General features: G+C 61.1%; 18 protein-coding genes. 13 read left to right on the top strand and 5 right to left on the bottom strand.

Annotation, left to right across the window (positions count from 1 at the left end; genetic code table 11):
* The first annotated feature begins 9 nt into the window (after positions 1–9).
* Genes QA637_RS28335 through QA637_RS28325 form a run of 3 tightly spaced genes read left to right on the top strand, consistent with a single transcriptional unit; the run spans position 10 to position 2,875 of the window.
* The gene (locus QA637_RS28335) at positions 10–543 is read left to right on the top strand and encodes a TRAP transporter small permease (protein WP_283066139.1); all 534 of its coding nucleotides are present in this window, start codon (positions 10–12) and stop codon (positions 541–543) included.
* Positions 543–1,820: a TRAP transporter large permease gene (locus QA637_RS28330; protein WP_283066137.1), complete on the top strand. Its 1,278-nt coding sequence runs from the start codon at positions 543–545 to the stop codon at positions 1,818–1,820. The genes QA637_RS28335 and QA637_RS28330 overlap by 1 nt, the downstream gene beginning before the upstream one ends.
* A 50-nt stretch (positions 1,821–1,870) precedes the next feature.
* On the top strand, positions 1,871–2,875 hold the full coding sequence (locus QA637_RS28325) for a TRAP transporter substrate-binding protein (protein ID WP_153443022.1): 1,005 nt from the start codon (positions 1,871–1,873) through the stop codon (positions 2,873–2,875).
* Positions 2,876–3,199: 324 nt separating this feature from the next.
* Here the strand turns inward: QA637_RS28325 and QA637_RS28320 are convergent, their stop codons facing one another.
* The 3 genes from QA637_RS28320 to QA637_RS28310 all read right to left on the bottom strand — a co-directional run bounded on the left by QA637_RS28320 (position 3,200) and on the right by QA637_RS28310 (position 5,702).
* Positions 3,200–4,402, bottom strand: a complete 1,203-nt coding sequence (locus tag QA637_RS28320; RefSeq protein WP_283066135.1) for a mandelate racemase/muconate lactonizing enzyme family protein — start codon at positions 4,400–4,402, stop codon at positions 3,200–3,202.
* Positions 4,403–4,422: 20 nt separating this feature from the next.
* Complete coding sequence (locus QA637_RS28315) at positions 4,423–5,139, bottom strand: FadR/GntR family transcriptional regulator (RefSeq protein ID WP_283066134.1); 717 nt, start codon at positions 5,137–5,139, stop codon at positions 4,423–4,425.
* Between the two features lie 188 nt (positions 5,140–5,327).
* The gene (locus tag QA637_RS28310; RefSeq protein ID WP_283066132.1) at positions 5,328–5,702 is read right to left on the bottom strand and encodes a VOC family protein; all 375 of its coding nucleotides are present in this window, start codon (positions 5,700–5,702) and stop codon (positions 5,328–5,330) included.
* Between the two features lie 191 nt (positions 5,703–5,893).
* On the opposite strand from QA637_RS28310, the gene QA637_RS28305 reads away from it, so the two are divergent.
* The 3 genes from QA637_RS28305 to glgB are packed head-to-tail and all read left to right on the top strand — an operon-like array spanning position 5,894 to position 14,678.
* The gene (locus tag QA637_RS28305; RefSeq protein ID WP_283066130.1) at positions 5,894–9,148 is read left to right on the top strand and encodes an alpha-1,4-glucan--maltose-1-phosphate maltosyltransferase; all 3,255 of its coding nucleotides are present in this window, start codon (positions 5,894–5,896) and stop codon (positions 9,146–9,148) included.
* Positions 9,149–9,169: 21 nt separating this feature from the next.
* The gene (gene treS / locus QA637_RS28300) at positions 9,170–12,481 is read left to right on the top strand and encodes a maltose alpha-D-glucosyltransferase (protein ID WP_283067375.1); all 3,312 of its coding nucleotides are present in this window, start codon (positions 9,170–9,172) and stop codon (positions 12,479–12,481) included.
* Positions 12,471–14,678, top strand: a complete 2,208-nt coding sequence (glgB, locus tag QA637_RS28295; protein WP_283066128.1) for a 1,4-alpha-glucan branching protein GlgB — start codon at positions 12,471–12,473, stop codon at positions 14,676–14,678. Before treS ends, glgB begins: the two co-directional genes overlap by 11 nt.
* A 116-nt stretch (positions 14,679–14,794) precedes the next feature.
* On the opposite strand, the gene QA637_RS28290 is transcribed toward glgB, so the two are convergent.
* Complete coding sequence (locus QA637_RS28290) at positions 14,795–15,736, bottom strand: LysR substrate-binding domain-containing protein (RefSeq protein ID WP_153440690.1); 942 nt, start codon at positions 15,734–15,736, stop codon at positions 14,795–14,797.
* Between the two features lie 106 nt (positions 15,737–15,842).
* Here QA637_RS28290 and QA637_RS28285 point away from each other — a divergent pair, with 106 nt between their 5' ends.
* Genes QA637_RS28285 through QA637_RS28260 form a run of 6 tightly spaced genes read left to right on the top strand, consistent with a single transcriptional unit; the run spans position 15,843 to position 22,516 of the window.
* Positions 15,843–17,030, top strand: a complete 1,188-nt coding sequence (locus QA637_RS28285; RefSeq protein ID WP_153440691.1) for a trans-sulfuration enzyme family protein — start codon at positions 15,843–15,845, stop codon at positions 17,028–17,030.
* 46 nt (positions 17,031–17,076) lie between these two features.
* Positions 17,077–18,681 carry an ABC transporter substrate-binding protein gene (locus QA637_RS28280; protein ID WP_327791003.1) on the top strand — a complete coding sequence of 535 codons (1,605 nt, stop codon included), beginning with the start codon at positions 17,077–17,079 and terminating at the stop codon, positions 18,679–18,681.
* A gap of 10 nt (positions 18,682–18,691) precedes the next feature.
* On the top strand, positions 18,692–19,627 hold the full coding sequence (locus tag QA637_RS28275; RefSeq protein WP_184108484.1) for an ABC transporter permease: 936 nt from the start codon (positions 18,692–18,694) through the stop codon (positions 19,625–19,627).
* Positions 19,628–19,629: 2 nt separating this feature from the next.
* The gene (locus tag QA637_RS28270; protein ID WP_283066125.1) at positions 19,630–20,523 is read left to right on the top strand and encodes an ABC transporter permease; all 894 of its coding nucleotides are present in this window, start codon (positions 19,630–19,632) and stop codon (positions 20,521–20,523) included.
* A complete protein-coding gene (locus QA637_RS28265; RefSeq protein WP_283066124.1) occupies positions 20,520–21,521 on the top strand; it encodes an ABC transporter ATP-binding protein in 1,002 nt (333 codons plus the stop codon). Before QA637_RS28270 ends, QA637_RS28265 begins: the two co-directional genes overlap by 4 nt.
* Positions 21,518–22,516, top strand: a complete 999-nt coding sequence (locus tag QA637_RS28260; protein WP_283066122.1) for an ABC transporter ATP-binding protein — start codon at positions 21,518–21,520, stop codon at positions 22,514–22,516. The genes QA637_RS28265 and QA637_RS28260 overlap by 4 nt, the downstream gene beginning before the upstream one ends.
* A 61-nt stretch (positions 22,517–22,577) precedes the next feature.
* On the opposite strand, the gene QA637_RS28255 is transcribed toward QA637_RS28260, so the two are convergent.
* Entirely contained in the window at positions 22,578–23,672 is a 1,095-nt protein-coding gene (locus tag QA637_RS28255; RefSeq protein WP_283066120.1) for a LacI family DNA-binding transcriptional regulator, read from the bottom strand.
* A gap of 161 nt (positions 23,673–23,833) precedes the next feature.
* Here QA637_RS28255 and QA637_RS28250 point away from each other — a divergent pair, with 161 nt between their 5' ends.
* Positions 23,834–24,817: an ABC transporter substrate-binding protein gene (locus tag QA637_RS28250; protein ID WP_153440697.1), complete on the top strand. Its 984-nt coding sequence runs from the start codon at positions 23,834–23,836 to the stop codon at positions 24,815–24,817.
* Positions 24,818–24,824 lie beyond the last annotated feature (7 nt).

The following is a 24,824-nucleotide window of genomic DNA, read 5'->3' as shown; positions in this document are numbered from 1 at the left end:
GAGGACCGAGTGCAAAAGCCAATCGATCTATTCTACAAAGCTCTCGAAATCCTGCTGATCATCCTTCTTTCGGGGATGGCCGTCATGGTTTTCGTCAACGTCGTCATGCGCTACTCCATGAATTCCGGCCTGACAGTGTCGGATGAACTGGCGCGCTACTTCTTCGTCTGGGTAACCTTCATCGGCGCCGTCGTGACCTTCCGCGAACACGGACACCTGGGCGTCGAATCGCTGGTCGCGATTCTCGGCCGCAAGGGGCGCATCGTCTGCATGATCCTCAGCAATCTGGTGATCATCGCCTGTTCGGCGATCTTCTTCTGGGGCACCTGGAAGCAGCTTCCGATCAACTGGAGCATGAAGGCGCCTGTGACCGGCCTGTCGATGGGCTTCGTCTACGGCATCGGCTTCTTTACCGGCGCCGGCTGCGTGATCATCGCGCTTGAACGTCTTGTTCGTCTCCTTACCGGTCGCGTGACCCAGGAAGAAATCGAGGCTTTCGCTGGCGAAAACCTCACTCTCGAACAGATGGCGGAGCGTAGCTGATGACCCTTTTCGTTTTTGTTGGTTCCCTGCTGGGAGCCATGGCGATCGGGGTGCCGGTTGCATTTTCGCTGATGTTCTGCGGCGTCGTGCTCATGTGGTACATGGGGATGTTCAACACCCAGATCATCGCCCAGAACATGATCGCCGGGGCTGACACCTTCACTCTGCTCGCCATTCCGTTCTTCATTCTGGCGGGCGAGCTGATGAACGCCGGCGGCCTTTCGCGCCGGATCATCGATTTCGCCATCGCCTGCGTGGGACACATTCGTGGCGGTCTCGGCATCGTGGCGATCGTCGCCGCGCTGATCATGGCCAGCATTTCCGGCTCCGCGGCCGCGGACACCGCCGCGCTCGCCGCCATCCTCATCCCGATGATGGCCAAGGCAGGCTACAATGTCCCGCGTTCGGCCGGTCTCATCGCCGCTGGCGGCATCATCGCACCGGTCATTCCGCCGTCCATGGCCTTCATCGTCTTCGGCGTCGCCGCCAACGTTTCGATCACGCAGCTCTTCATGGCCGGCATCGTTCCCGGCCTCATGATGGGCATTGCGTTGATCGGCACCTGGCTGATCGTCGTGCGCAAGGACAAGGTCGAGGCACTTCCGCGCGCGTCGATGAAGGAACGCCTCCAGGTGACCGGTCGGGCACTCTGGGCGCTCGGCATGCCGATCATCATTCTCGGCGGCATCAAGGCGGGCATGGTCACCCCCACGGAAGCGGCCGTCGTCGCCGCGGCCTACGCCCTCTTCGTCGGCCTGTTCATTTACCGTGAGCTGACGTGGAAAGAGCTTCCGCGCGTGATCCTGCAGGCGGCAAAGACGACGTCCGTGATCATGTTCCTGGTCTGCGCCGCGCTCGTTTCCGCCTGGTTGATCACTGCCGCGAACATTCCGGCCGAGATCACCGGCTACATCGAACCGTTGATCGACCGTCCGATCCTGCTGATGTTCGTTGTCATGATCCTGGTGCTGATCGTCGGCACCGCTCTGGACCTGACGCCGACGATTCTGATCCTGACGCCGGTACTCATGCCGATCATCAAGCAGGCGGGCATCGACCCGGTCTACTTCGGCGTCCTGTTCATCATGAACAACTGCATCGGTCTTCTGACCCCGCCGGTCGGCGTCGTTCTCAACGTCGTCAGCGGCGTCGGCCGCATCCCGCTCGGAAAGGTCACGGCGGGTGTGTGGCCGTTCCTCGCTGCGCAGACGATCGTGCTCTTTCTCCTGGTCCTGTTCCCGGACCTGGTCATCGTACCGGCGCGCTGGCTGCACTGACAGCCAGCACGTCCAACCTTCTCACTCAGCCATCCATTGGGAGGATAATTATGAGAAAACTTCTACTCGCCACGACTGCCATCGCGTTCGCCTGCACGGCTTCGGCTCCGGCATTCGCCGAATTCAACGACCGCAATATCCGTGTGTCGAACGGTATCAACGCCGACCACCCGGTCGGTAATGGTATCGAGGCCATGCAGAAGTGCCTGGACGAAAAGTCCGGCGGCAAGCTCAAGCTGACGGCCTTCTGGGGCGGTGCGCTCGGCGGCGACCTGCAGGCAACCCAGGCGCTCCGTTCGGGCGTCCAGGAAGCCGTCGTGACCTCGTCGTCGCCGCTCGTCGGCATCGAGCCGGCTCTCGGCGTCTTCGACCTGCCGTTCCTCTTCGCCAATGCCCAGGAAGCCTACAAGGTTCTCGACGGCAAGTTCGGCAAGATGATGGACGAGAAGCTCGCAGCCGTTGGCCTCGTCAACCTCGCTTACTGGGAAAACGGCTTCCGTAACCTGTCGAACTCCGTCCGTCCGGTCACGAAGTGGGAAGACTTCTCGGGCCTGAAGGTCCGCGTCATGCAGAACAACATCTTCCTCGATACCTTCCAGAACCTCGGCGCCAACGCCACGCCGATGGCCTTCGGCGAGGTGTTCTCGGCTCTCGAAACCAAAACGATCGACGCCCAGGAAAACCCCTATGTGACGATCGACACCTCGAAGTTCTTCGAAGTGCAGAAGTACATCACCGAGACCAACCACGCCTACACGCCGTTCCTCTTCCTGTTCTCGAAGGCCATCTTCGACACTTACACCCCGGAAGAGCAGGCGGCCCTTCGTGAATGCGCCGTCGTCGGCCGCGACGTCGAGCGTCAGGTCATCGGAGACCTGAACAAGAAGTCGCTGGAGAAGATCAAGGCCGCCGGCCTCGAAGTGAACGTCCTGTCTCCGGAAGAACAGACCCGCATCCGCGAGAAGTCGATGGTCGTTTACCAAAAGCACATGGACGAGATCGGTGCTGACGTCGTGGACGCAGTCCTCGCCGAACTTTCCGAGATCCGCAAGTAATCTCCCTGCTGCAGGTTTCCTTAAATCCTAGCTGATTTAAGGATAAAAACATGCAGCAATTCAGAGTGCTACAGCATCCTTTGCGCGTCCGACGCGCGGCGCTGCAGTGGCGGTCCTTTGGGGACCGCACCAAAAAAAAGACGCCCGCAGCGGTCTCCGGTGCGGGCTTCTTTATGTTGAGCTTCTCGGAAGCCTGGCGTCGGTCTTGGCGTGCCGATCGTGTTGTTCAGCCCAAACAGCACCTGCCGAGCAGCATTACCGCGGCGGGCTGGCGAAGGCGGCGAGCTCAAGAGTTGCCGCAGACGCCCTATTGGTTTGCCATCGTCAGATGCTTGAGGCGTCCGACATGCGGCGGCTGACTGTGAATGTCTTCTCGATCTCGGGATGAAGCTCCATGCCGAGGCCCGGACCGGGGGGAACCGTGATCATCCCGTTCTTCACCTCCGGCAGCGCGGTTACAAGATCGCGATACCAGGTGTTGTAGAAGGCGCGCACGCTTTCCTGGACCAGCGCATTCGGCGCATTGAGCGACAGATGGGTCGAGGCGCAGAGCACCACCGGGCCGGTGCAGTCGTGGGGGGCGACCGGCAGGTGCCAGGCTTCGGCCATCGACGCGATCTTGCGGGCTTCCGAGAGCCCGCCGCACCAGGATATGTCGAGCATGACGACACCGGCCGCGCCGGTTTCAAGGTAGTCGCGGAAACCCCACCGGGTGGCGAGCGTTTCGGAAGCCGAGATCGGGGCCGGCGAGACTTCGGCATAGCGCTTCAGGCTCGAAAGGCTGTCCATCTTGATCGGATCTTCATGCCAGAAGGTGTTGAAAGGGGCGAGCGCTTTGGCGATCTGCATGGCCGGCAGCAACTGCCACATGGAGTGGAACTCGACCATGATGTCCATCTTGTCGCCGACGGCCGCGCGGATCTTTTCGAAGGGGACGAGCGCCCGCTTGAGGTCGGGGACCGAGATGTACTGGCCGCGCGTCCTTTCGGCGGCCGCGTCGAACGGCCAAATCTTCATGGCGGTGATGCCGTCTTCGAGCAGCGAGAGCGCCAGTTCGTCGGCGCGGTGCAGGAAGCCGTTCAGGTCGTCATAATCCTTGCCGGTCGAAAGGCCGTAGTTGGCGGTCGTCTGGCCGGTCGCCTTCTTGATGTATTCGGTGCCGGCGCAGGTGTTATAGGTGCGGATCTCGCGGCGCGTGAAGCCGCCGAGAAGCTGGGCGATCGGCTGCCCCGTCACCTTTCCGAAAATGTCCCAGAGCGCGATGTCGAAGGCGGAGTTGCCGCGCACTTCGGCGCCGGAGGAACGGAAGCCGATATAGCCGACGAGATCGGCCGCGAGGCGGTCTATCTCCAGCGGATCACGGCCGATCACGCGGGGCGCGATGTACTCGTGGATGTAGGCTTCGACGGTCTCCGCGCCGAAGAAGGTTTCCCCGAGGCCGGTTATGCCTTCGTCGGTATGCACGAGCAGCCAGAGGAGATTGGCGCGCTCGGCGACGCGCACGGTTTCGAGACCTGTGATTTTCATGGGAACTCCAGTTTCTTGGTTCAGGTCAGGCCGGCACGGGCGAGAGCCCTGAGGCTCTCGTCGAAATGCCGGTCCATGATTGTCGAGGCCGCCTGCGGATCGGAGGCGGCGATCGCCTCGGCGAGGTCGAGGTGCAGGCGGTTCATGGCTTCGCGTTCGTCGTCGGTGGCACGCGCCTTCCAGCCGATCGGCCAACTCTCGACGATCACGCCCTGAAAGGCGCCGATGATGAGGGCGAAGACGGGGTTCTTCGAGGCGCGCGCGATCGCCAGATGAAGGGCGAGGTCGTTTGCCATGACGACGGCCGGCTGGTCGAGGCGGTTCTGCATGGCGCGGGCGAAACCGAGAATCGCGTCCGCCTCCTTGTCTGTGCGCAGCAGGGCGGCGAGCGTTGCCGTACGCCCCTCGATGGTGCGGCGCGCGTCATAGATCTGGCGGATGTCGATCTGGTCGGTGAACAGGCCGTGCCGGAAGGTCATGGCGATGGAACTGTCGTCGAGTTCGGCGACGGTGGGCCGCTTGCCGGCACCGAGGTCGATCAGTCGCATCGCGGCGAGCGAACGAAGGGCCTCGCGAACAACGGTGCGGGACACGTTGAGGCTTTCCGTCAGGGCTGATTCGGAGGGCAGGCGATCCCCCGGCTTCAACTGGCTTTCGCGAATGAAGGCGGAAATCTGCGAGACCGCGCCTGCGACGAGGTCGCCGGAAGATGGAGTGGCCGGGTCCGTTTCGCTCATTTTCTATCCTATGACTTTTGAAAACCTGTATTATAGGTTCGTGCAAATGCCAAGGGCGAAAGGATAAGGCGAACGTAAAAAGAGGTCGGCGAGGCGCCAGCCGTTTTGGGGCTGGAAGCAGACGTTCAACATTCGCCGAGGGGCGGCCGCAAGTCGGCGAAGCTCGTTTGTGGACGTCGCCTGAAAGGTTAGCCCTCAGGTTCGTGGCAAACCGCCTCGATGTTGTGCCCGTCCGGCCCAATGACGAAAGCGGCATAGTAGTTGGCATGGTAGTGCGGGCGCAGGCCAGGCGCACCATTGTCCTTGCCGCCCGCCTCCAGAGCCGCGCGATAGAACGCTTCGACTTGCTGGCGATTCTCGGCCGTGAAGGCCAAGTGAAGATGCGCCGGCTTCTCCTCGGTTTGGAAGAGGCACAATGAAGCCTTGCCCTTTGGGCTGAGCTCGACGCCGTACGAAGGCGGTCCCTCCGAGACAACGGCTACGCCGAGCGGTTCGAGTGCCTTGAGGAAGAACGCTTTGCTCGCTGCATAGTCGCTCACTCCGAATTTGACGTGGTCAAACATGAGGTCTCCTGAAGGGTGTGGGCTTGCCCGACGGCATGCTCCCCGCTGCGCACCTTATAATGTTTGCCTGCGCGACATAATCCAAGAAATCCTCCCTTGTTTGATCGCCGTAGCCAATTCGCCCCTTTTCAAAGGAACAAGCATGGTGACCTCACCGTTAGACGACAAAGGCCTGCAGCGAGGCACGACCGATGAACATACGCTCCCAAGTCGTTTCGCGAATCTCGCTCTCCCAACTGCCACCGCAGATCTACTACGTGCATCCTTTGGTGTTGAAGGGGCTCGACGCGTGGAGAGAGGTTTTCACGCATGCCAAGGGCCTCGGTTTTGATACAGTGCTGACGGCACCCCTTTTTGAACGCGGCCAATATGCCAGTGTCTTCGTCACCCGGCATTTCGATCGGCTCGATCCTGAGCTGGAACTGGGTCAGTCTGTCGAGGATGGCGTCAGGGCGTTGGTTGAGGCAGCTCGGGAGAACGATCTCAGACTCATGCTCGACCTCGTCGTGGATCGGGTGGCCGCCGACGACAAGCCCGCGGGCGCCATCATCGCCGATCCGCGCGTGGCACCGCAGGAAAGCCGCAGCCGGCGCGTCGAATTCATGGGTGAAGCCAGGTACATCGAGGACTGGCGCCGCCGTATGACCTGGCTCACGGGCCTCGGCATTGCGGGCTATCGCTGCCTGGGGATCGGTCGCCTGGCGCCGGAGGCCTGGTACGATCTTATCGCCTCAGTCCGCAACCTGGCGCCAGAAACAATCTTTCTTGCCTGGACGCCCGGCACCGCGTTCGAAGACCGCAAGGCTCTTGACGGGGCGGGCTTTGACGGCAGCTTCTCATCGCTTGCCTGGTGGAACCTGGAGGAACGCTGGATTACAGACGAATATCAGATCCAGAGGCAGATCGGGTATCAGGTCACCTTCCCGGAGGCGCCGTTCGGCAGGCGAATCGCCCACGGCAGCGACGGATGTGAAGTGCTGCAGCGCAAGGCCGTCCGCGCGCTGAAGCTGGCTTCCACATTTGCCAGCGGCCTGATGATTCCGATGGGGTTCGAATATGGCGCTGTCACGCCGCTCGATCCGATGCATGGCGATGGAACCGGCCTGCTTGGCCTTCGCAAGCAGGGCTCGTTCGATCTTTCCGACGATATCCGCACCGTAAACGGCTGGCCCAACAAGACGGCCGCCGGCTTCGCGCGGCAGCCACTCAAGCTGATCTCCGCCAGCCAAACGCCGGCCATCGCTCTGATGCAGACGGACGAGGCCGACATTCGCTCCTCGCAGAAAGTCCGCGTCGTTGTGCTCAACCGCGACCTCAGGCGCGTCGTCAATGCACCGTTCAACGTGTTGCGGGAGGCAGCGTCCCTGTTCCTCCCGCTCTCCGACCCGCAGGCCAAAGACGAGGTTCTTGATGCCAATCTCAAGCTGAAGCCGGGTGAACTGCGCATTTTCGAAGGACAGTCATCCGTTCCGATCATCGACGCGGTTCAAGTAACCAGTGCCGACGAGGCCGCCGCGTCTTCGAGATTGGCAATCGAAAAGATCACGCCAGCGGTCGATGACGGCCGTTTCGTCGTCAAGCGCGTTGTCGGCGAGACGGTGAAGGTCGAGGCAGATATTTTCGGCGATGGCCACGACCCGCTTTCGGCCGCCCTGCTCTGGCGAGCCGTCGACGAAAGCGGCTGGAACGAAGTTCACATGGAGCTGATCGAAAATGATCGCTGGCATGCGGAGTTCACGCCCAGGCGCCTGGGAAGGCACGAATTCGTGATTGAAGCCTGGCGCAGTCAGTTTCAGATCTTCCGCTACGAGTTCACCAAGAAGCACGAGGCGCGGCTCGACCTCCGGCTCGAAATCCAGGAGGGCATCAACCTCGTGGTAGACGCGCTCGACTACGCGCAAGGCCAGCTCAAGAGGCAGCTCAAAACCCTGTTTGACAGGCTGACTGCGGCGCAGGATGTCCAGCGCACCGAAATCCTGCTGGCGGCAGAAACCGCCGAGCTGATGGCGGCGGCGGATCGACGACCCCATCGTCTCAGGTCGCAGACCATCCCTCTCGATGCAGAGCGTCCGGCCGCCGCCTTCGCAAGCTGGTACCAGGTATTTCCACGCTCACAGAGCGGCGATCCGACCCGCCACGGCACATTCGACGACGTCATCAAGCGGTTGCCGGCCATCCGCGCCATGGGTTTCGACGTGCTCTATTTCCCGCCGATTCATCCTATCGGCAAGACCAATCGCAAGGGCAGGAACAACAGCCTGCGCGCGGCGCCGGAGGATCCGGGCAGCCCCTATGCCATCGGCTCGCCGGACGGCGGTCACGACGCGATCCATCCTGAGCTCGGCACGTTCGAGGACTTCCGTCGTCTGGTGGACGCCGGCAAGCACGAGGGCCTGGAGATTGCGCTCGATCTCGCCATCCAGTGCTCGCCCGACCACCCGTGGCTGACACAGCATCCGGGCTGGTTCGACTGGCGACCGGACGGAAGCATTCGTTACGCGGAAAATCCACCCAAGAAGTACGAAGACATCGTCAATGTGGATTTCTATAGCTGGGACGCGATCCCGTCGCTCTGGATCGAGCTGCGCGATATCGTGCAGAAGTGGATCGACACCGGCGTCAAGCTCTTTCGCGTCGATAATCCGCACACCAAGCCCTTCCCGTTCTGGGAGTGGCTGATCGCCGATATCAGGTCGCGGCATCCGGATGTCGTCTTCCTGTCGGAAGCTTTCACCAAGCCGAAGGTGATGTATCGACTCGCCAAGATCGGCTTTTCTCAGTCGTACACCTATTTCACCTGGCGCAACACGAAGTGGGAGCTCGAGCAATACATGCGCGAGATCACCACGCAGGAACCGAAGGAGTTCTTCCGCCCCCACTTCTTCGTCAACACGCACGACATCAATCCCGACTTCCTGCAAAACGCGCCGCGTCCGGCCTATCTGGTCCGGGCGGCACTTGCCGCGACACTCTCAGGACTTTGGGGTGTCTACAATGGCTTCGAGCTCTGCGAGGGTCGGCCGGACGCCAAGCGCAAGGAATATGCCGACTCCGAAAAGTATGAGATCCGCGCCTGGGACTACGATCGGCCGGGCAACATCAAATCCGAGATCACAATGCTCAACCGGATCCGAAAGGAAAACCCGGCCCTGCATTCACATCTCGGCCTTGAGCTTCTCACCGCCTGGAACGACAACATCATGTTCTATGAGAGGATCAGTTCCGGACGTGAGAACGCTTTGCTCATCGCCGTCAACCTCGATCCCTACAATGCGCAGGAAGCGGATGTGGAAATCCCGCTCCGGTCGTGGAACCTCCCGGACCATGGCACGCTCGACCTCGAAGACCTGATCACAGGTCGCACGTTCAGCTGGACCGGCGGGGTCCAGCACCTTCGGCTCGATCCGCATGCCGGTCTGCCGTTTGCGATCTGGCGCGTGAGATAAGGCAGGAGAAAGAAAATGGACATGGCGATCACAAGCCGCGACCAGGGGCAGGATCAGACCAGCCCGCAAGAACCCGATTCCCTGTGGTATAAGGACGCGCTCATCTACCAACTTCATATCAAGTCGTTCTTCGATGCCAATAACGACGGTATCGGGGACTTCAAGGGCCTTCACGAGAAGCTCGATCATATCGCTTCGCTTGGCGCCAATACCATCTGGCTCTTGCCCTTCTTTCCGTCCCCGCGTCGCGACGACGGATACGATATCGCCGACTACACCAATGTCAGCACGGACTACGGCACGGTGGAGGAGTTCACGGCTTTCGTGGAAGCCGCGCATCGACGCGGGCTCCGGGTGATCATTGAGCTCGTCATCAACCATACGTCCGACCAGCATCCATGGTTCCAGCGGGCGCGGCGCGCGCCCCCCGGCTCGCCGGAGCGGGACTTCTATGTCTGGTCGGATACCGATCAGAAGTTCCCCGAGACCCGGATCATCTTCCTCGACACCGAAAAGTCCAACTGGACATGGGATCCAGTCGCCGGCGCCTATTATTGGCACCGGTTCTATTCCCACCAGCCCGACCTCAATTTCGACAATCCGTTGGTGCTGGAGGAGCTTTTGGGTGTGATGCGCTTCTGGCTGGAGACCGGCATCGACGGCTTCCGGCTCGACGCGATCCCTTACCTGGTGGAACGAGAGGGCACGATCAACGAGAATCTGCCGGAGACGCATGCGATCCTGAAGAAGATCCGTGCGGCCCTTGATTCCACCCATCCCGGCAAGATGCTGCTTGCCGAGGCCAATCAATGGCCGGAGGACACGCGTGACTATTTCGGCGACGGCGATGAATGCCACATGGCCTTCCATTTCCCGCTCATGCCGCGCATGTACATGGCGATCGCCAAGGAAGACCGCTTCCCGATCACCGATATCATGCGGCAGACGCCGGAAATCCCTGAGACGTGCCAATGGGCGATCTTCTTGCGGAACCATGACGAGCTGACGCTGGAGATGGTGACCGATGAAGAGCGCGATTATCTCTGGAACATCTATGCCACCGACCGTCGCGCCCGCATCAACCTCGGAATTCGGCGCCGTCTTTCGCCGCTCATGGAGCGCGATCGCCGTCGCGTCGAGTTGATGAACGCACTCTTATTTTCCATGCCCGGCACGCCTGTGATCTATTACGGCGACGAGATCGGCATGGGTGACAATATCTATCTCGGCGACCGCGACGGTGTGCGCACGCCCATGCAATGGTCGCCGGACCGCAACGGCGGTTTTTCCAAGACGGATCCGGCACGGCTTGTGCTTCCGCCCATCATGGACCCGCTTTACGGCTTTGAGGCAGTCAATGTCGAGGCACAGGGCGCCGATGCTCATTCGCTGCTCAACTGGACACGGCGCATGCTGGCGCTGCGCAGCAAGCATTCGGCATTCGGGCGCGGTTCCCTAAGGTTCCTCTCGCCCGGCAACAGGAAGATTCTTGCCTATCTCCGCGAATATCGCGAGGACACGATCCTCTGCGTCGCCAACTTGTCGCGCCTGCCCCAGGCCGTCGAACTCGACCTTGCGAACTTTGCCGGCCGCACCCCCATCGAGTTGACCGGCATGTCGCCGTTCCCGCCGATCGGGCAGCTCACCTACATGCTCACTCTGCCCCCCTATGGCTTCTTCTGGTTCCTGCTCGCGAAGGAGGCGGACGGCCCCGCCTGGCGCGCCGAACCACCGGAACAGATGCAGGACATGGTGACTATGGTGGTACGCCGCAACCTGCAGGAACTGGTCGATGAGCCGCGGCTATCAGGCACGCTCTCGAACGAGATACTGCCAGCCTATCTTGGCAGGCGGCGTTGGTTCGGCGCCAAGGGCGAGAAGCTGAGGCATGCCTCGCTCGTCGTCGCCACGCCAATTCCCTTCGCCCGTGACCTCTCGCTTGGAGAGGTGGAAGCCGAACTCGACGGCCGCAAGGACACCTATTTGCTGCCACTTGCGGTGTCGTGGGATGACGGGCAGCCAACGGCGCTTGCGCAACAACTCGCGCTTGCCCGCCTCCGCCAGGGCCGCCGCGTCGGATTTTTGACCGACGGCTTTGCGATAGAGGCGTTGGCACGCAGCGTCATCCGCGGACTGCGCGAACGAGCGGTGATCTCCGACCGGGCGGGCACGCTCGAATTCCTCGGCACGGATCTGCTCGACCGCATGAGCATGAACGACGACCTGCCGGTGCGTTGGCTCTCAGCCGAGCAATCCAACAGTTCGCTCATCATCGGCGAGATCGCGATGGTGAAGCTCATCCGCCACGTCCTGCCGGGTGTCCATCCGGAGGTGGAGATGACGCGCCATCTGACGGAAATCGGATATGGGAACACCGCACAGTTGCTCGGCGAAGTGGGGCACACGACGCCGGACGGCTGCCGTTGCACATTGATCATCGTACAAGGAGCGATCCGCAATCAAGGCGATGCCTGGAACTGGATGCTCAGCAACCTGCGCCGCGCGATCGACGAGGTGATGGTGACCGGTGTCGAGGCAGACATGGCAGATGAGTACTTCAGGCCGCTCGTGGATTTCGCCGCGACGATTGGCAAGCGGCTCGGCGAATTGCATGTGGCGCTGGCACAACCGACCGAAAACGAGGATTTCAAACCGGTCCGCATGTCCAAGGAGGATGCCGGACGGTGGGGCGATGCCGTGAAGAAGCAAATTCAGGAAAGCCTCGCCCTCCTCGAGGAGATCCAGGAAAGCCTCGCTCCAGAAGTTGCCCAGCAGATCGGACCGCTCGTCGCACGACGCGAGGAGCTTTTGAAGTTGGCCGGGCACCTGTCAAAGGCCGCGGCAGGCACGCTGATGACCCGCAATCACGGCGACTTCCATCTGGGCCAGGTTCTGGTTGCGGAAGGTGACGCCTATATCATCGATTTCGAGGGCGAACCCGCCCGCGATCTCGCTGAGCGCCGCGCCAAGACCAATCCGCTGCGGGATGTTGCGGGGCTACTGAGATCGCTGAGCTATCTTGCAGCGGCCGCCAATCTCGAGCGGGAGCTGGTGAGCGAGGTGGACGATCGAAGACATGCCGCGCTCGTGGCGCGCTTCGTCGAAATGGCGGAACCTGCCTTCCTCGAAGGTTATCTCGACGCCATCGGCAAGACGCGAGAACTCAGCTTACGTCCGGTTTCGCGCGGTCGCATCCTCGACCTCTTCCTGCTGGAGAAGGCGGCCTACGAGATCGCCTATGAAGCGCGCAATCGCCCCACCTGGCTGCCGCTGCCGCTTGCCGGCTTCTCGGCTATCGCATCGAGACTCTTGGAGACGTCGCATGAGATATGAGCGCGCAGACCTGATGATCGGCACCGTCGCTGAAGGCCTCCAGGCTCTCGTCGAAGGCCGGCATGGCGATCCTTTCTCCATCCTCGGTCGTCATCGATATGACGATCTCAACGTCGTAAGGGCCTTGCTGCCCGGCGCCGTCTCCGTGGACGTGGTCGAGTCCGATACCAACCGCGCGCTGACGCGGCTGGAGCTGATTCATGAGGGCGGCCTTTTCGCCGGTGCTATCGGCAGCGTGGCCAGTTACCGCCTTCGCATCCACTGGCCTGATGCCGTGCAGGAGACGGAGGATCCTTATTCATTCGGCCTTTTGCTCGGCGACCTCGATCTGCACCTGATCTCTCAGGGCACCCACTACGATCTTGGCCGCACACTTGGCGCCATTCCGATGGACGTCGATGGTGTGCAGGGCGTGCGCTTTTCCGTATGGGCACCGAATGCGCGGCGGGTTTCCGTCGTCGGCGATTTCAACAGTTGGGATGGCCGCCGACATCCGATGCGACTGCGGCCGTCAGCGGGCATATGGGAAATCTTCATTCCGCGCCTCACGCATGGAGAGCGCTATAAATACGAGCTGCTCGACGCTCACGGCAATCTCCTGCCTCAGAAAGCAGACCCGGTTGCCCGCGCCAGCGAAGCCGCACCCTCGACGGCTTCGATCGTCGCGTCGTCCAAACCTTTCCGCTGGAGCGACGAGGACTGGATGCGCGCCCGCCGCGCCGAGCGATCGATCAACGGAGCAATCTCGGTCTATGAGGTGCATCCCGGGTCCTGGCTGAGGATCACCGAGGAGGGAAACCGGCCGCTCGACTGGGTCGAGCTCAGCCAGCGGCTGATTCCCTATGCGCGGGATCTCGGCTTCACCCACATCGAATTCCTGCCGATCATGGAACATCCCTTCGGCGGCTCCTGGGGCTACCAGCCGCTCGGCCTCTTCGCTCCCACCGGTCGTTACGGCACGCCGGAGGATTTTGCCTACTTCGTCGACCGCTGCCATGCCGCGGACATCGGCGTCATCCTCGACTGGGTGCCGGCCCATTTTCCCACCGATGTCTGGGGGCTCGCCCGTTTCGACGGCACCGCGCTCTACGAGCATGAGGATCCGCGTGAGGGCTTCCACCGCGACTGGAACACGCTGATTTACAATCTTGGCCGCAACGAGGTGAAAGGATTCCTGATTGCCAGCGCGCTGGAATGGCTGGAGCATTATCACGTGGATGCGTTGCGCGTGGACGCAGTCGCCTCGATGCTCTACCGGGACTACAGCCGTGAGGAGGGTCAATGGATACCAAATCAATACGGCGGTCGCGAGAACCTCGAAGCAGTGGAGTTCTTGAAGCACCTGAACAGCATCATCCATCAGCGCTTCCCCCATGCCTTCACCGCCGCGGAAGAGTCGACCGCCTGGCCGGATGTGACCAAGGCGCCCGAGGAGGGCGGCCTCGGCTTTGATTTCAAGTGGAACATGGGTTGGATGCACGACACGCTGCACTACATGCAGGAGGATCCAGTCTACCGCAAATACCACCACGGCGCGATGACCTTCGGCATGATCTACGCCTATTCCGAACGGTTCATGCTGCCGCTCTCCCATGACGAGGTCGTGCACGGCAAAGGTTCCTTGCTCGGGAAGATGCCCGGCGACCAGTGGCAGAGGCTGGCGAACCTGCGCGCCTATTACGCCTTCATGTGGGGTCATCCAGGCAAGAAACTGCTCTTCATGGGCGGCGAGCTTGCCCAGGAAGCCGAATGGAGCCATGACGGCTCCGTTCATTGGGACCTGCTCGACCGGCCCGATCATGCGGGCATTCAGCAACTGATCCGCGATCTTAATGGGCTTTATGTGCGAGAACCTGCGCTTCAGTTCGGCGACCTTGACCCGGCTGGCTTCGAATGGGCGGTTGCCGACGACGCGGAAAACTCCATCTACGGCATGCTCCGCAGCTCACAGGACCGCTCCTCGCATATCCTCATCATGTCCAACTTCACGCCGGTGCCGCGGCATGATTATCGCGTTGGCGTGCCGATAGAAGGACGCTTTGAGGTGGTGCTCAACACCGATGCCGCGATCTATGGAGGATCCAATCTCGGCCAGGCTGAAGCCTGGGCTGAACGCCATCCGGCGCATGGCAGGGACTTCTCCATCCTTCTTACACTGCCGCCGCTCGCGACGATCTTCCTGCGGTGGAAGCGGTAGGAGGTCCGACCGGATGGGCTTGCGAAAGTCATCACGCACTTCAGCGAGGGATCGTCAAACGCGCGTTCGGCGCATCACGCCTTGCTCCTGCACATCATCCCGTATTGGCGAATCGTCTACCTGAATTCGATCGCGGCCGCCCCGCTGGAACGGGCGGTGGGGGCAGCGGTCCCGTCGTCAGCGCTCGCGTGCTTTTTCAGTTCGCTCATGAGATCCCGCACAATCTTCGAAGGCCGCCCGTTTGGCGGCAACAGCAGGAGTGTACGAAAATAGACGGCCCGTTCAAACGGGCGAATGACGATATTTTTGCCGAGAAATGGTTCGGCCGTGATCGGGTTCACTACGCCGCAACCCAGCCCCGCATTCACCATCGCGCATATCGTCGTCGAGTAGGGCGTCTCAAGCACGATCTTCGGCTTCACCGCCTCAGCCTCGAAGATCGCGTCAATCTGCCTCCGGGTGGTGTCCTCCGGGGCGAGTGCGATGAAGGCTTCGCCATGCAGGTCCTGGGGACATATGACCGTCCGCTCCGTCAGGTGGTGATTGGCTGGCAATGCAATGGCCGTGCGATAGTTCGCGAAAGGCTGAGCGTCGACACCGGCCAAATCGATCTCATCGGCCGCCAGGCCGATATCGAATTGCCCGGAGCTAACGAGATCCTTCACCATCGAGGACATTCGGGCCTGGAATGTAATCGCCACTTCGGGGTGCCGTTTTTGAAACGCGTAGAGCGCCTTTGGAACAACATTGGTGCTGAGTGCCGAAAGACTGGCCAGTCGAATTTCCCCGGAGCCGAAATCGCGAATGCGTGCCGCTGCGCTGCGCAGATGAATAAGTCCCGTGAAGGACTGCTCGACCTCGCGAAAGAAAAGCTGCGCCTCCGAAGTCGGCACCAGCCGTCCATTGATCCGATGGAAGAGTGCAAGCCCGGTGCCGCGCTCGAGTTCCTGGATGGCTTTGCTGACAGCCGGCTGCGAAATCCTCAGGACTTCGGCGGCGCGTGAGGCTGTGCCATTGGTCATCACTGCATGGAAAACTTCGATCTGACGCAGATTCATGGATTTCCCTATAACCCACAAGAATAGACGGCATCGATCTTAATATTAGACGGAATAGATAGCCAACTGCTTAAATCCTCCTTGCAACGAAGAGGAGCAGACAGGAATGAAGGATCACACGACGTGTGTGGTGACGCCGAAGGTAAAGACCGATGGCTTCGATCCGCTCGGGGTCGCAGTCCATCGCGGCTCGACGATCACGTTCAGGTCCGCCGAGGAATACGCCAACCGCGCTGCGCGCGGCATGGACGGTTATTCCTACGGCCTGTACGGAACACCAACGACACGCACGCTGGAGCGAAAGATTACTCAATTGGAGCAGGGCGCCAGGACGTTCCTGACACCCTCCGGACAAGCTTCAAATGCAATCTCGATGGTCGCGTTTGTTGGGGCAGGGGACAAGGTTCTCATTGCAGACAACTGCTACCCTCCAGTTCGCGATTTCGCGACCAATGACCTGAAACGTCTCGGGGTGACTGCAGGCTTCTATGATCCCTCCTCGCCGCGCGATCTTGAGCGTCGCATCGACGATCGGACACGAATGGTCTGGTGCGAGTCTCCCGGCTCGACCACAATGGAAATCCAGGACCTGCCAGCAATCGTCGAGATCGCCCATGGTGCAGGTGCGCTTGTCGGATGCGACAACACGTGGGCGACGCCGCTCAACTACAAGCCGCTGTGTCATGGCGTTGATATCGTCACGGAGGCTTTGACGAAATACGTGTCCGGCCACTCCGACGTCCTCATGGGATCGATCACAGTGTCCACAGAGGCCCTCGCCGGTTCGATACGCGGGGTGCTGGGACGATACGGGATCGGGGTGTCACCGGACGACGCGGCGTTGGTGCTGCGCGGCATGGAAACCCTCCCTGTCAGGCTTGCTTATGCATTCGAGTCTGCGTTGGAACTGGCAGCGATTTTCCGTGACCATCCGCTCGTCGATCGTGTCCTGTTCCCGCCGATGCCTGGCTGCCCGGGACATGAACTCTGGAAGCGTGACTTTCTTGGCGCAAGCGGCGTTTTCAGCGTGGTGTTCAAGCCTGAAGTATCCGCCCACGTCGCCGCAACGCTAGACACACTGCAGGTCTTCGCGATTGGGGCATCCTGGGGCGGCACGCGCAGTCTTGTTGCGCCGATGCAGGTGCGGGCAAATCGAAGCGCAACCGAATGGACGGATGACGACCTGCTTCTGCGCGTCAGTGCAGGCCTTGAGGCGCGCGAGGACTTGCGCGCTGACATCGAGCGGATGCTTGCCGCCTTGGAGGAGAAAGCCGCCGTGCGCGGCGCCTGGTAACCGCGCTGGAGAGAGCGCAATACACACTCAACAACAAAAGAGGGGAATGAAGATGAGTAAGAGGATTTCGTCGTTCACAATAAACCGACGCCATTTCCTGGGCGGATTGTCAGGGATTGTCTGTGTCACGGCGGGTGCAAGCTTGCTTCCCCGCATCGCATCGGCAGCAGTGGAGGAGGGCACACTAAAGGTGGCCATCGCCAAGGCTGCCGGCGATCTCAATCCGCACAAATACACCGGCCTCTTTGCCGTGCAGGATCTCCTGTTCGAGCCGCTGTTCAAATACGCTCATGACGGGAGCATCGAGCCCGGCCTGGCGACGGAATGGTCGGTGGAAGACGGCGGCAAGTTGCTGAACATTACGCTTCGCGAGGGCGTGACTTTCCACGACGGGGCGCCTTTTGATGCCGCGGCGCTCAAATGGAATCTCGACCGTTGGATCGGAATCGAAGCCAACAACTGGATGAACTCGTCGCGTCTTTTCGCCGGCCTTGACATCGTCGACGACCATCATGTGCGAATTCTGTTCCGCGAACCGGTGCTTGGTCTCCTGCAGGAGTTTTCCTATGTTCGGCCCGTCCGCTTCCTGAGCCCGCATTCGGTCGGCGAAGATGGAAGCTACAAGGAGCCCATTGGAACCGGTCCATGGCGCCAGGGCAGCAGTAGCAACGAGGCAAGCCTCTTCGAGCGCTACGAAGACTATTGGGGTGACAAGCCCGCCTTCCCGAAACTCGAAGTTAGAGTTCTGCCGGACTCCCGCGGTCGCATGGCAGCGCTCAGAGCTGGTGATATCGACCTGATCGGGGGTGCGTTCGCGTCGCCGCTCACCGCTACGGAGGCGCAAACCCTGAGTGCAGCGGGCGTCCAAGTCGTGATCGATCCGGGCACCACGACGATGGTGATGGCTTTCAATCCCGATCGTGTAGACGCTTTGAAGGATCCCACGGTACGCAAGGCTATCAATATCGGCATCGATCGAACGGCGATCTCCCAGGTTCTTTATCGCGGCCTTGCGGCTTCTACTGGAAACCTGTTCTCGCCGAACGTGCCGATGTCGGGCAACCGCTACGAAACGCCGGTCCGCGACATCGAGGCAGCGAAGGCCCTCCTTGAGGAAGCAGGCTGGACCGGTGAACCGGTGCGTTCGAAGAACGGCCAGCAACTGGCGCTCGAACTCGTCGTCAGCGAGGAGCAGATTCCGGGCTCTCGGTCCGTGGCCGAGGTCATCCAGTCAGAGTTGATGGAGCTTGGCATCCAGGTGACGATCCGCTCGGTCGATCACGCGTCACGGCACAGCGATATCCCCGAACGCAAATTCGATCTCGCCTTCTTTCAGACCTTCGGCGCTCCTTACGAGCCGTTCGGTACGATCGTCGGGCTGTTCCTTTCGACTTACGACAATGGCGTCGACGGAAAGCTGTTCATCGATGCGGAGCATCTTGACCCGCTGGTGACGGCCGCAATGTCTGCGTCGGAAGACGAAATGGGTGCAGCGCTTCAGAAAGTCTACGACTGGCTGCACGATAATGACGCGATCGCACCGCTCCTGCTTGTACCGGGCATCTGGGCCCATTCGGACCGCGTCAGCGGCTTCGAGGGTCCAGCGACCGAATACGACATGCCCTACGAGCACATTTCGCTGGTGGAATGAGGAGGAGACGGTGATCCGCTTTATCGTCAAAAGAGCACGCAATGCCGTCATCCTTTTGTTTCTGGCATCGCTGCTCTGCTTTACGCTGGTGGTTTCAGCGCCAGGCAATGTGGCAATCCTGATTGCCGAGTTGAGGACGCCGACGGCCACCAAGGAGGACATCGCCAAAGTGGCAGAGGAGATCGGCCTCAACAAGCCGCTTCTTATCCGCTACGCCGACTGGCTGACGGGCGCGGCGCAGGGAGATTTCGGGATCTCTTATAAAACCGGCGAGGAGGTCGGTGCGTCGCTCAGAAGCCGGCTATCGGTGACAGCGACGCTCGTCGCCGGAGGGGCGGCCGTCGCCTTCGTGCTCAGTCTCGTCCTCGGATTTGCTGGCGCGCTCGCTGCCCACCGGCTTCCCGACCACCTGACGCGGGGGCTGGCGCTTCTCGGCGCCTCCACGCCCTCCTTCTTCGTGGGAGCGTTGCTGGTCTATGCCTTCTCGGTGTCGCTGCGGCTCTTTCCTACTTTCGGCTACGACGGGTTTGCAAGCTTCATTCTTCCATGGCTCACGTTGGGGTTTCTGCCGGCCGCGGTGCTCAGCCGCGTAATCCGCGTCGGGCTGGAAGAAGTCATGGCGCGTCCTTTTGTCCAGACGGCCATGAGCAAAGGCTTCAGCCGCCCTCGTATTCTCATTCGAGACGCGCTTCCCAACATCGCCCCCACCTACCTTAACGCGCTCGGCACACAAGTGGGCGTCATGGTGGTCGGAGCGGTAGTGGTGGAGCCGCTGTTTGCCTGGCAGGGAATCGCGGACCTGTTTCTTACCGGTGTGCGATTCCGCGACTTCATGGTGGTGCAGGCCTGTCTGCTGATCTTCATCACCTTCTTCATCATTTTGAACGTGATCGTCGACATTGCGATGATGCTTACCGATCCGCGTCAGCGTCGTCAGAGGACTTAACCATGAATATTGCTTCCACGTTCCTCGGAGCGCTGAAACGGATGCCGCGCGCAGCGGTAGTGGCCATCGGCTTCTTCGTTTTTGCAGGCGCTTTCGCGCCGTTCCTTGCGCCACACGACCCGAACGCTCAAAACCTGCTGATTGCGGGAGAGGGCCCGTCAACGGCGCATTGGCTAGGCGTCGACCATCTCGGACGCGATACCCTGAGCCGCCTCATAATGGCTGCTCGCACTTCGCTCGTCGGCGTGTGCCTGGTGCTGGCCCTGGCCCATTCGATCGGCATCGCCATCGGCACGATTGCGGGTTATCGGCGCGGCTGGACGGATGAGGTCCTGATGCGCATCGTCGACGTCGGTCTCGCCATCCCCAGCTTGATTGTTTCGCTGGCGGTGATTGGCATCTTCGGGGCGAGCTATTGGAATATGATCCTCGCGCTGGCGCTCGCGTGGTGGCCGGGCAGTGCGCGCATCAGTCGAGCAGTTGCCGTGAACGCCATGAACCGGCCGCACATGGAAGCGCTGCGGGTGCTCGGTGCCAGCCCCTTACGCATCTATTTCGTTCATTTGCTGCCGGCGACTCTCGGCGCAGTGCTTGTCTATGCCACGGCTGATGCCGGCGCCGTTGCGCTCGCCATTGCCACCTTGAGCTTCCTCGGGCTCGGCATCCAGCCACCGACTCCGGAATGGGGACAGATGCTGGTCGACGCGCTTCCGTATCTGGAGGCCGATCCAAGACAAGTGATGCTGCCCGGAATTGCGCTGACCTTCGCGGTTATCGGGTTCAACATTCTTGGCGAAGCCGTTGCTCTGAACCGTGTGCCGAAACCGCTTGGCTCCGCTCTGCTCGCCAGCCGCCGCCGTGTAACGGCACTCTGGACAAAGGAAACTGCCGTATGACCAAGCAACCGCTTCTCGAGGTCACGAACCTTACCGTCGATCTTTTGACAGCACAGACAGCCGTGCGTCCCGTCGATGGTGTCAGCTACAGTCTCAATCGCCGCGAAACCTTGGCAGTCGTGGGGGAGAGCGGCAGCGGCAAGACCGTGATGAATTTCGCCCCGCTCGGCCTTGCGCCTATCGGTGTGGTGGCGGATGTATCGGGTTCGATCCGATTTGATGGAATGGAACTCGTCGGTGCTGGCGAGGACAGCCTTCGAGCCTTGCGAGGCAAATCGGTCGGTTTCATCTTTCAGGATCCGATGAGTGCGCTCAATCCCGCTCGTGCCATCGGAAGGCAGATTGCCGAGATGGCGGAATATCATCTCGGCATGACCGCAAGGGCGGCCGAAGCGCGGGCGCTCGACCTCATTCGCTTGGTCGGAATTTCAGATCCGTCCGCGCGACTGAGGCAATATCCGCACGAACTATCCGGCGGTCTGCGTCAGCGCGTCATGATCGCGATTGCCGTTGCCGCGGAACCCAAGCTTCTGATCGCCGACGAGCCGACGACCGCACTCGATGTGACCGTCCAGGCCCAGATCCTGAAGCTTCTCAAGGAGATCCAGGCAAAACTGGAAATGGCGATGGTGCTGATCACCCATGACATGGGCGTGGTCGCAAGTGCGGCCGACCGCGTCGTGGTGATGTATGCCGGACGCAACGTCGAAACAGGGCCTGTCGAAAAGGTTCTGGTGAGCCCACGGCATCCCTATACGATGGGTCTGATCGACGCGATTCCAAGTCGGTCGGATCCGGTCGGAGCGCCGTTCCGCGGCTTGCCCGGAATGCCGCCGGTGCTTTCTGCGCCCATTCCAGGCTGCGCTTTCGAACCACGCTGTCCACATTCAGTGCCGGCGTGCCGCACACATCGTCCCAAACTCGAACGCACCGTTGATGCGGCCATATTCGCTGCCTGTCCGGTGCTCAACACAAGCTGCAAGGAACGCATCGGATGAAACCTGTTCTGGAAGTTGACCATCTTGTTACGAGTTTCACCGGAACCGTCAGGGGTAAGCCGGTAAAGGCGGTCGATGATGTATCGATCGCTCTTCATCCGGGCGAGATCGTTGGACTGGTCGGCGAATCGGGATGCGGAAAGTCGACGTTGGGGCGCTCTATCGTCGGTCTTGAAACGCCAAGATCGGGAAAGGTCGTCCTGGATGGCGTCGATCTTGGTTCCCTGTCCGGCAAGCGATTACGCGAAGCACGTCGTGCGATCCAATATGTGTTTCAGGACCCCTATGCCTCCCTCAATGACCGCCAGACCATCGGTGAAGCCATTGAAGAAGCACTCATCATCGGCGGGATGACCTCTGCGGAGAAGCGCATAGCACGTACAGCGGAACTGCTCGATCAAGTCGGACTCGCTGCAGCGGTGCGTGACCGGTTCACACGCGAGCTTTCCGGTGGGCAGCGGCAGCGCGTCGCAATTGCCCGTGCGCTCGCGGTAGAGCCGCGAGTCCTGATCTGCGACGAGCCGGTCAGCGCGCTCGATCTGTCAATCCGTGCGCAAGTTATGAACCTGTTCTTGAGTTTGCGGCAGGACCTCGGCGTGGCCTGCCTGTTTATCGCGCATGATCTGGCGCTCGTCCGGCAGGCGGCCACGCGCGTCTATGTGATGTACCTCGGCAAGATCGTCGAGCTTGGTCCCTCGGCAGAACTTTATGAGCGGCCGAGTCATCCGTACACACAGCTCCTTTTGGCGTCGGTACCAGACGCGAACCCGATCGTGGAACGACAGCGCAAGGTTCCACTGATAGCGGGCGAAATTCCAAGCCCGACTAACCCGCCGTCCGGCTGCCGTTTCCGGACACGGTGCCCGCTCGCGGTTGATGCTTGCGCGCAAACGCCGCCACTGCACACGACCGTGTCGCCGGCGCATACTGCCGCCTGCATTTTTGCCAAGGAACTTTACGCCGGCCACGTGAGTGCGATTCAACTGCCCGCGTGACGGGGATTGGCGAAAAACAGTGCCGGCCTCGCGGGGCCGGCGCTTTTTTCGCTCCTCTGCGTCAGCGCCTGCGTGCGGACGCGTGCGAGAGCATCGCGGTCGTCCCCCGTTGGACCAGCGGCCCATCGACCTTGATCGTCATGGGACGCGGCCTTTTTCCATGGATCGCCATATCGATCAGAATTTCCGCCGCCTTCTGGCCCATTTCATAGTTCGGCAGCACCAGCGTCGAGAGTGGCGGATGCGTGTAGCGCGCAAGTTCCTGATCGTCGTAGCCCATCACCGACAGGTCCTCTGGCACGCGCAGCCCGCGCTCGGAAGCTGCCTCCAGCACGCCGATCGCCATCAGATCGTTGCCGCAGAAGATCGCGGTCGGGGGATTTTCCATGGCGAGCAGATCGAGGCCCGCCTCGTAGCCGCGTAGCGGCAGCCAGTCGCCGTCGCGCACCAATGCCTCGTCGAAGGCGACGTCGGCCGTGGCGAGCGCCTGCTTGTAGCCCTTGAGGCGGTCGAACGCGGCGTCCATCCACGGTTCGCCGTTGATGAAGCCGATGCGTCGATGTCCGAGGGAGGTCAGATGCGCCGTTGCCGCGAAGCCGCCGGCGACCTCTCCCGGCACGATCGCCATATGCTGGCGCGGCTCGGCATAGCAGTTCAACAGCACAGTCGGAATGTTTGCGAGTTCGGGCGGGACGCTGACCTTGCGGGTGAAGATGGTCGCGTAGATGACACCGGCGATCGCCGGGTCACGCAAAACGGCGCGCAGCACCGCGCTCTCCAGGTCAGGGTTGGAACGGGTCGCGTGGGCGGAGACGAGCAGGCCCTGCTCGAATGCATAGTCGCGAATCCCGTCGAGGCTGACGACCGGATGCGGGCTCGTGGAGATCTCATCGACGATGAAAGCGATCGTATCCTTCTCGATCGCGGGCGCCTGGGCAAGATCCTGTCTTGTGTTGGGCAGCCTGTAGCCGATCTTTTGCGCTGCCTCGCGCACGCGCGCCCTGGTTTCAGCCGAAATGCGGGCGCCGGACATTTCGTTGAGAACGAGGGACACGCTCGATTGCGACACGCCGGCGATGCGCGCCACGTCCGTCATCGTCGGCCGGCCACCGCTCGCTTCCTTCCGCGTCACGTTGCGTCCGTTGTCTTTTGCCATTTCGGTCCCCTGCCGGCGCTGCAGCGCCGCATTGATTTTTTGCAAGTGCTAATAACTTTAGCCTTGACTGCTAATATTATTAGCGCAAGGTTTGCCCATGTGAAGCACAAAGTGCTCGCATCCGGTAGAGGAGTACCGGCAAACCGGGAGGAGAACTCACGATGAACAGGATTTCACGTCGCGCCTTCATGCTTGCCGCTACGGCGGCCGGCGCAATCGCCGTTGCCGGCACGGTCGCCTTCGCTGAGCTGCCGACGCTGGCACAGAAGGAAACATACAAGGTCGGCTTCGCACAGACGGAGTCCAACAATCCCTGGCGCATCGCCCAGACCAACAGCATGAAAGCCGAAGCTGAAAAGCTCGGCCATCAGCTGGTCTACACCGATGCCGCGGGATCCGCCGCCAAGCAGGTGGCCGACGTCAACTCGATGATCGCACAGGGCGTCGATCTGATCTTCCTCGCACCGCGCGAAGAAAAGCCCCTGATCCCGGCGGTCATGGCCGCCAAGAAGGCCGGCATTCCCGTCATCCTGCTCGACCGTAGCGTCGACCCGGCGCTTGCAAAGGCCGGGGAGGACTATGTCACATTCATCGGCTCGGATTTCATCGAGGAAGGAAAGCGCGTTGCCGAGTGGCTGGTCAAGAATGCCAACGGCAAATCCAAGATCATCGAGCTTGAAGGGACAACCGGCTCATCACCCGCCAATGACCGCAAGAAAGGCTTCGACGAGGCCATCAAGGCGGCAGGTGGTTTCGAGATTGTTGCCTCGCAGACGGGCGATTTCGCACGCGACAAGGGCAGGCAGGTCGCCGAAGCCCTGCTGCAGGCACATCCCGACGCCGATATCGTCTATGCGCACAACGACGAAATGGCGATCGGCGCCATTGCCGCCATCGAAGCGGCCGGCAAGGTTCCGGGCAAGGACGTGCTGGTCCTGTCGATCGACGGCGGCAAGGAGGCGGTTCAGGCCGTGATCGATGGAAAGATCGCGGCGGTCGTCGAATGCAACCCGCGCTTCGGGCCTAAGGCTTTTGAGACGATGCTGCGCTATGCCAAGGGTGAGAAGATCGATCCCTGGGTCATAAACGAGGACAAGTTCTACGACTCGTCCAACGCGGCGGCCGAACTCGCCAACGCTTACTGACACCTGC

It is taken from the genome of Sinorhizobium terangae (assembly GCF_029714365.1).
GTDB lineage: Bacteria > Pseudomonadota > Alphaproteobacteria > Rhizobiales > Rhizobiaceae > Sinorhizobium > Sinorhizobium terangae.
Note: the sequence above shows the minus strand (reverse complement) of the source record. Positions and strands in the feature narration are given on the sequence as shown.

What these genes read in the sequence shown, in the direction of transcription:
- QA637_RS28330 (WP_283066137.1), top strand. Translation starts at nt 543, where the DNA reads ATGACCCTTTTCGTTTTTGTTGGTTCCCTGCTGGGAGCCATGGCGATC.
- QA637_RS28325 (WP_153443022.1), top strand. Translation starts at nt 1,871, where the DNA reads ATGAGAAAACTTCTACTCGCCACGACTGCCATCGCGTTCGCCTGCACG.
- QA637_RS28320 (WP_283066135.1), bottom strand. Translation starts at nt 4,402, where the DNA reads ATGAAAATCACAGGTCTCGAAACCGTGCGCGTCGCCGAGCGCGCCAAT.
- QA637_RS28315 (WP_283066134.1), bottom strand. Translation starts at nt 5,139, where the DNA reads ATGAGCGAAACGGACCCGGCCACTCCATCTTCCGGCGACCTCGTCGCA.
- QA637_RS28310 (WP_283066132.1), bottom strand. Translation starts at nt 5,702, where the DNA reads ATGTTTGACCACGTCAAATTCGGAGTGAGCGACTATGCAGCGAGCAAA.
- QA637_RS28305 (WP_283066130.1), top strand. Translation starts at nt 5,894, where the DNA reads ATGAACATACGCTCCCAAGTCGTTTCGCGAATCTCGCTCTCCCAACTG.
- treS (WP_283067375.1), top strand. Translation starts at nt 9,170, where the DNA reads ATGGCGATCACAAGCCGCGACCAGGGGCAGGATCAGACCAGCCCGCAA.
- glgB (WP_283066128.1), top strand. Translation starts at nt 12,471, where the DNA reads ATGAGATATGAGCGCGCAGACCTGATGATCGGCACCGTCGCTGAAGGC.
- QA637_RS28290 (WP_153440690.1), bottom strand. Translation starts at nt 15,736, where the DNA reads ATGAATCTGCGTCAGATCGAAGTTTTCCATGCAGTGATGACCAATGGC.
- QA637_RS28285 (WP_153440691.1), top strand. Translation starts at nt 15,843, where the DNA reads ATGAAGGATCACACGACGTGTGTGGTGACGCCGAAGGTAAAGACCGAT.
- QA637_RS28280 (WP_327791003.1), top strand. Translation starts at nt 17,077, where the DNA reads ATGAAGATGAGTAAGAGGATTTCGTCGTTCACAATAAACCGACGCCAT.
- QA637_RS28270 (WP_283066125.1), top strand. Translation starts at nt 19,630, where the DNA reads ATGAATATTGCTTCCACGTTCCTCGGAGCGCTGAAACGGATGCCGCGC.
- QA637_RS28265 (WP_283066124.1), top strand. Translation starts at nt 20,520, where the DNA reads ATGACCAAGCAACCGCTTCTCGAGGTCACGAACCTTACCGTCGATCTT.
- QA637_RS28260 (WP_283066122.1), top strand. Translation starts at nt 21,518, where the DNA reads ATGAAACCTGTTCTGGAAGTTGACCATCTTGTTACGAGTTTCACCGGA.
- QA637_RS28255 (WP_283066120.1), bottom strand. Translation starts at nt 23,672, where the DNA reads ATGGCAAAAGACAACGGACGCAACGTGACGCGGAAGGAAGCGAGCGGT.
- QA637_RS28250 (WP_153440697.1), top strand. Translation starts at nt 23,834, where the DNA reads ATGAACAGGATTTCACGTCGCGCCTTCATGCTTGCCGCTACGGCGGCC.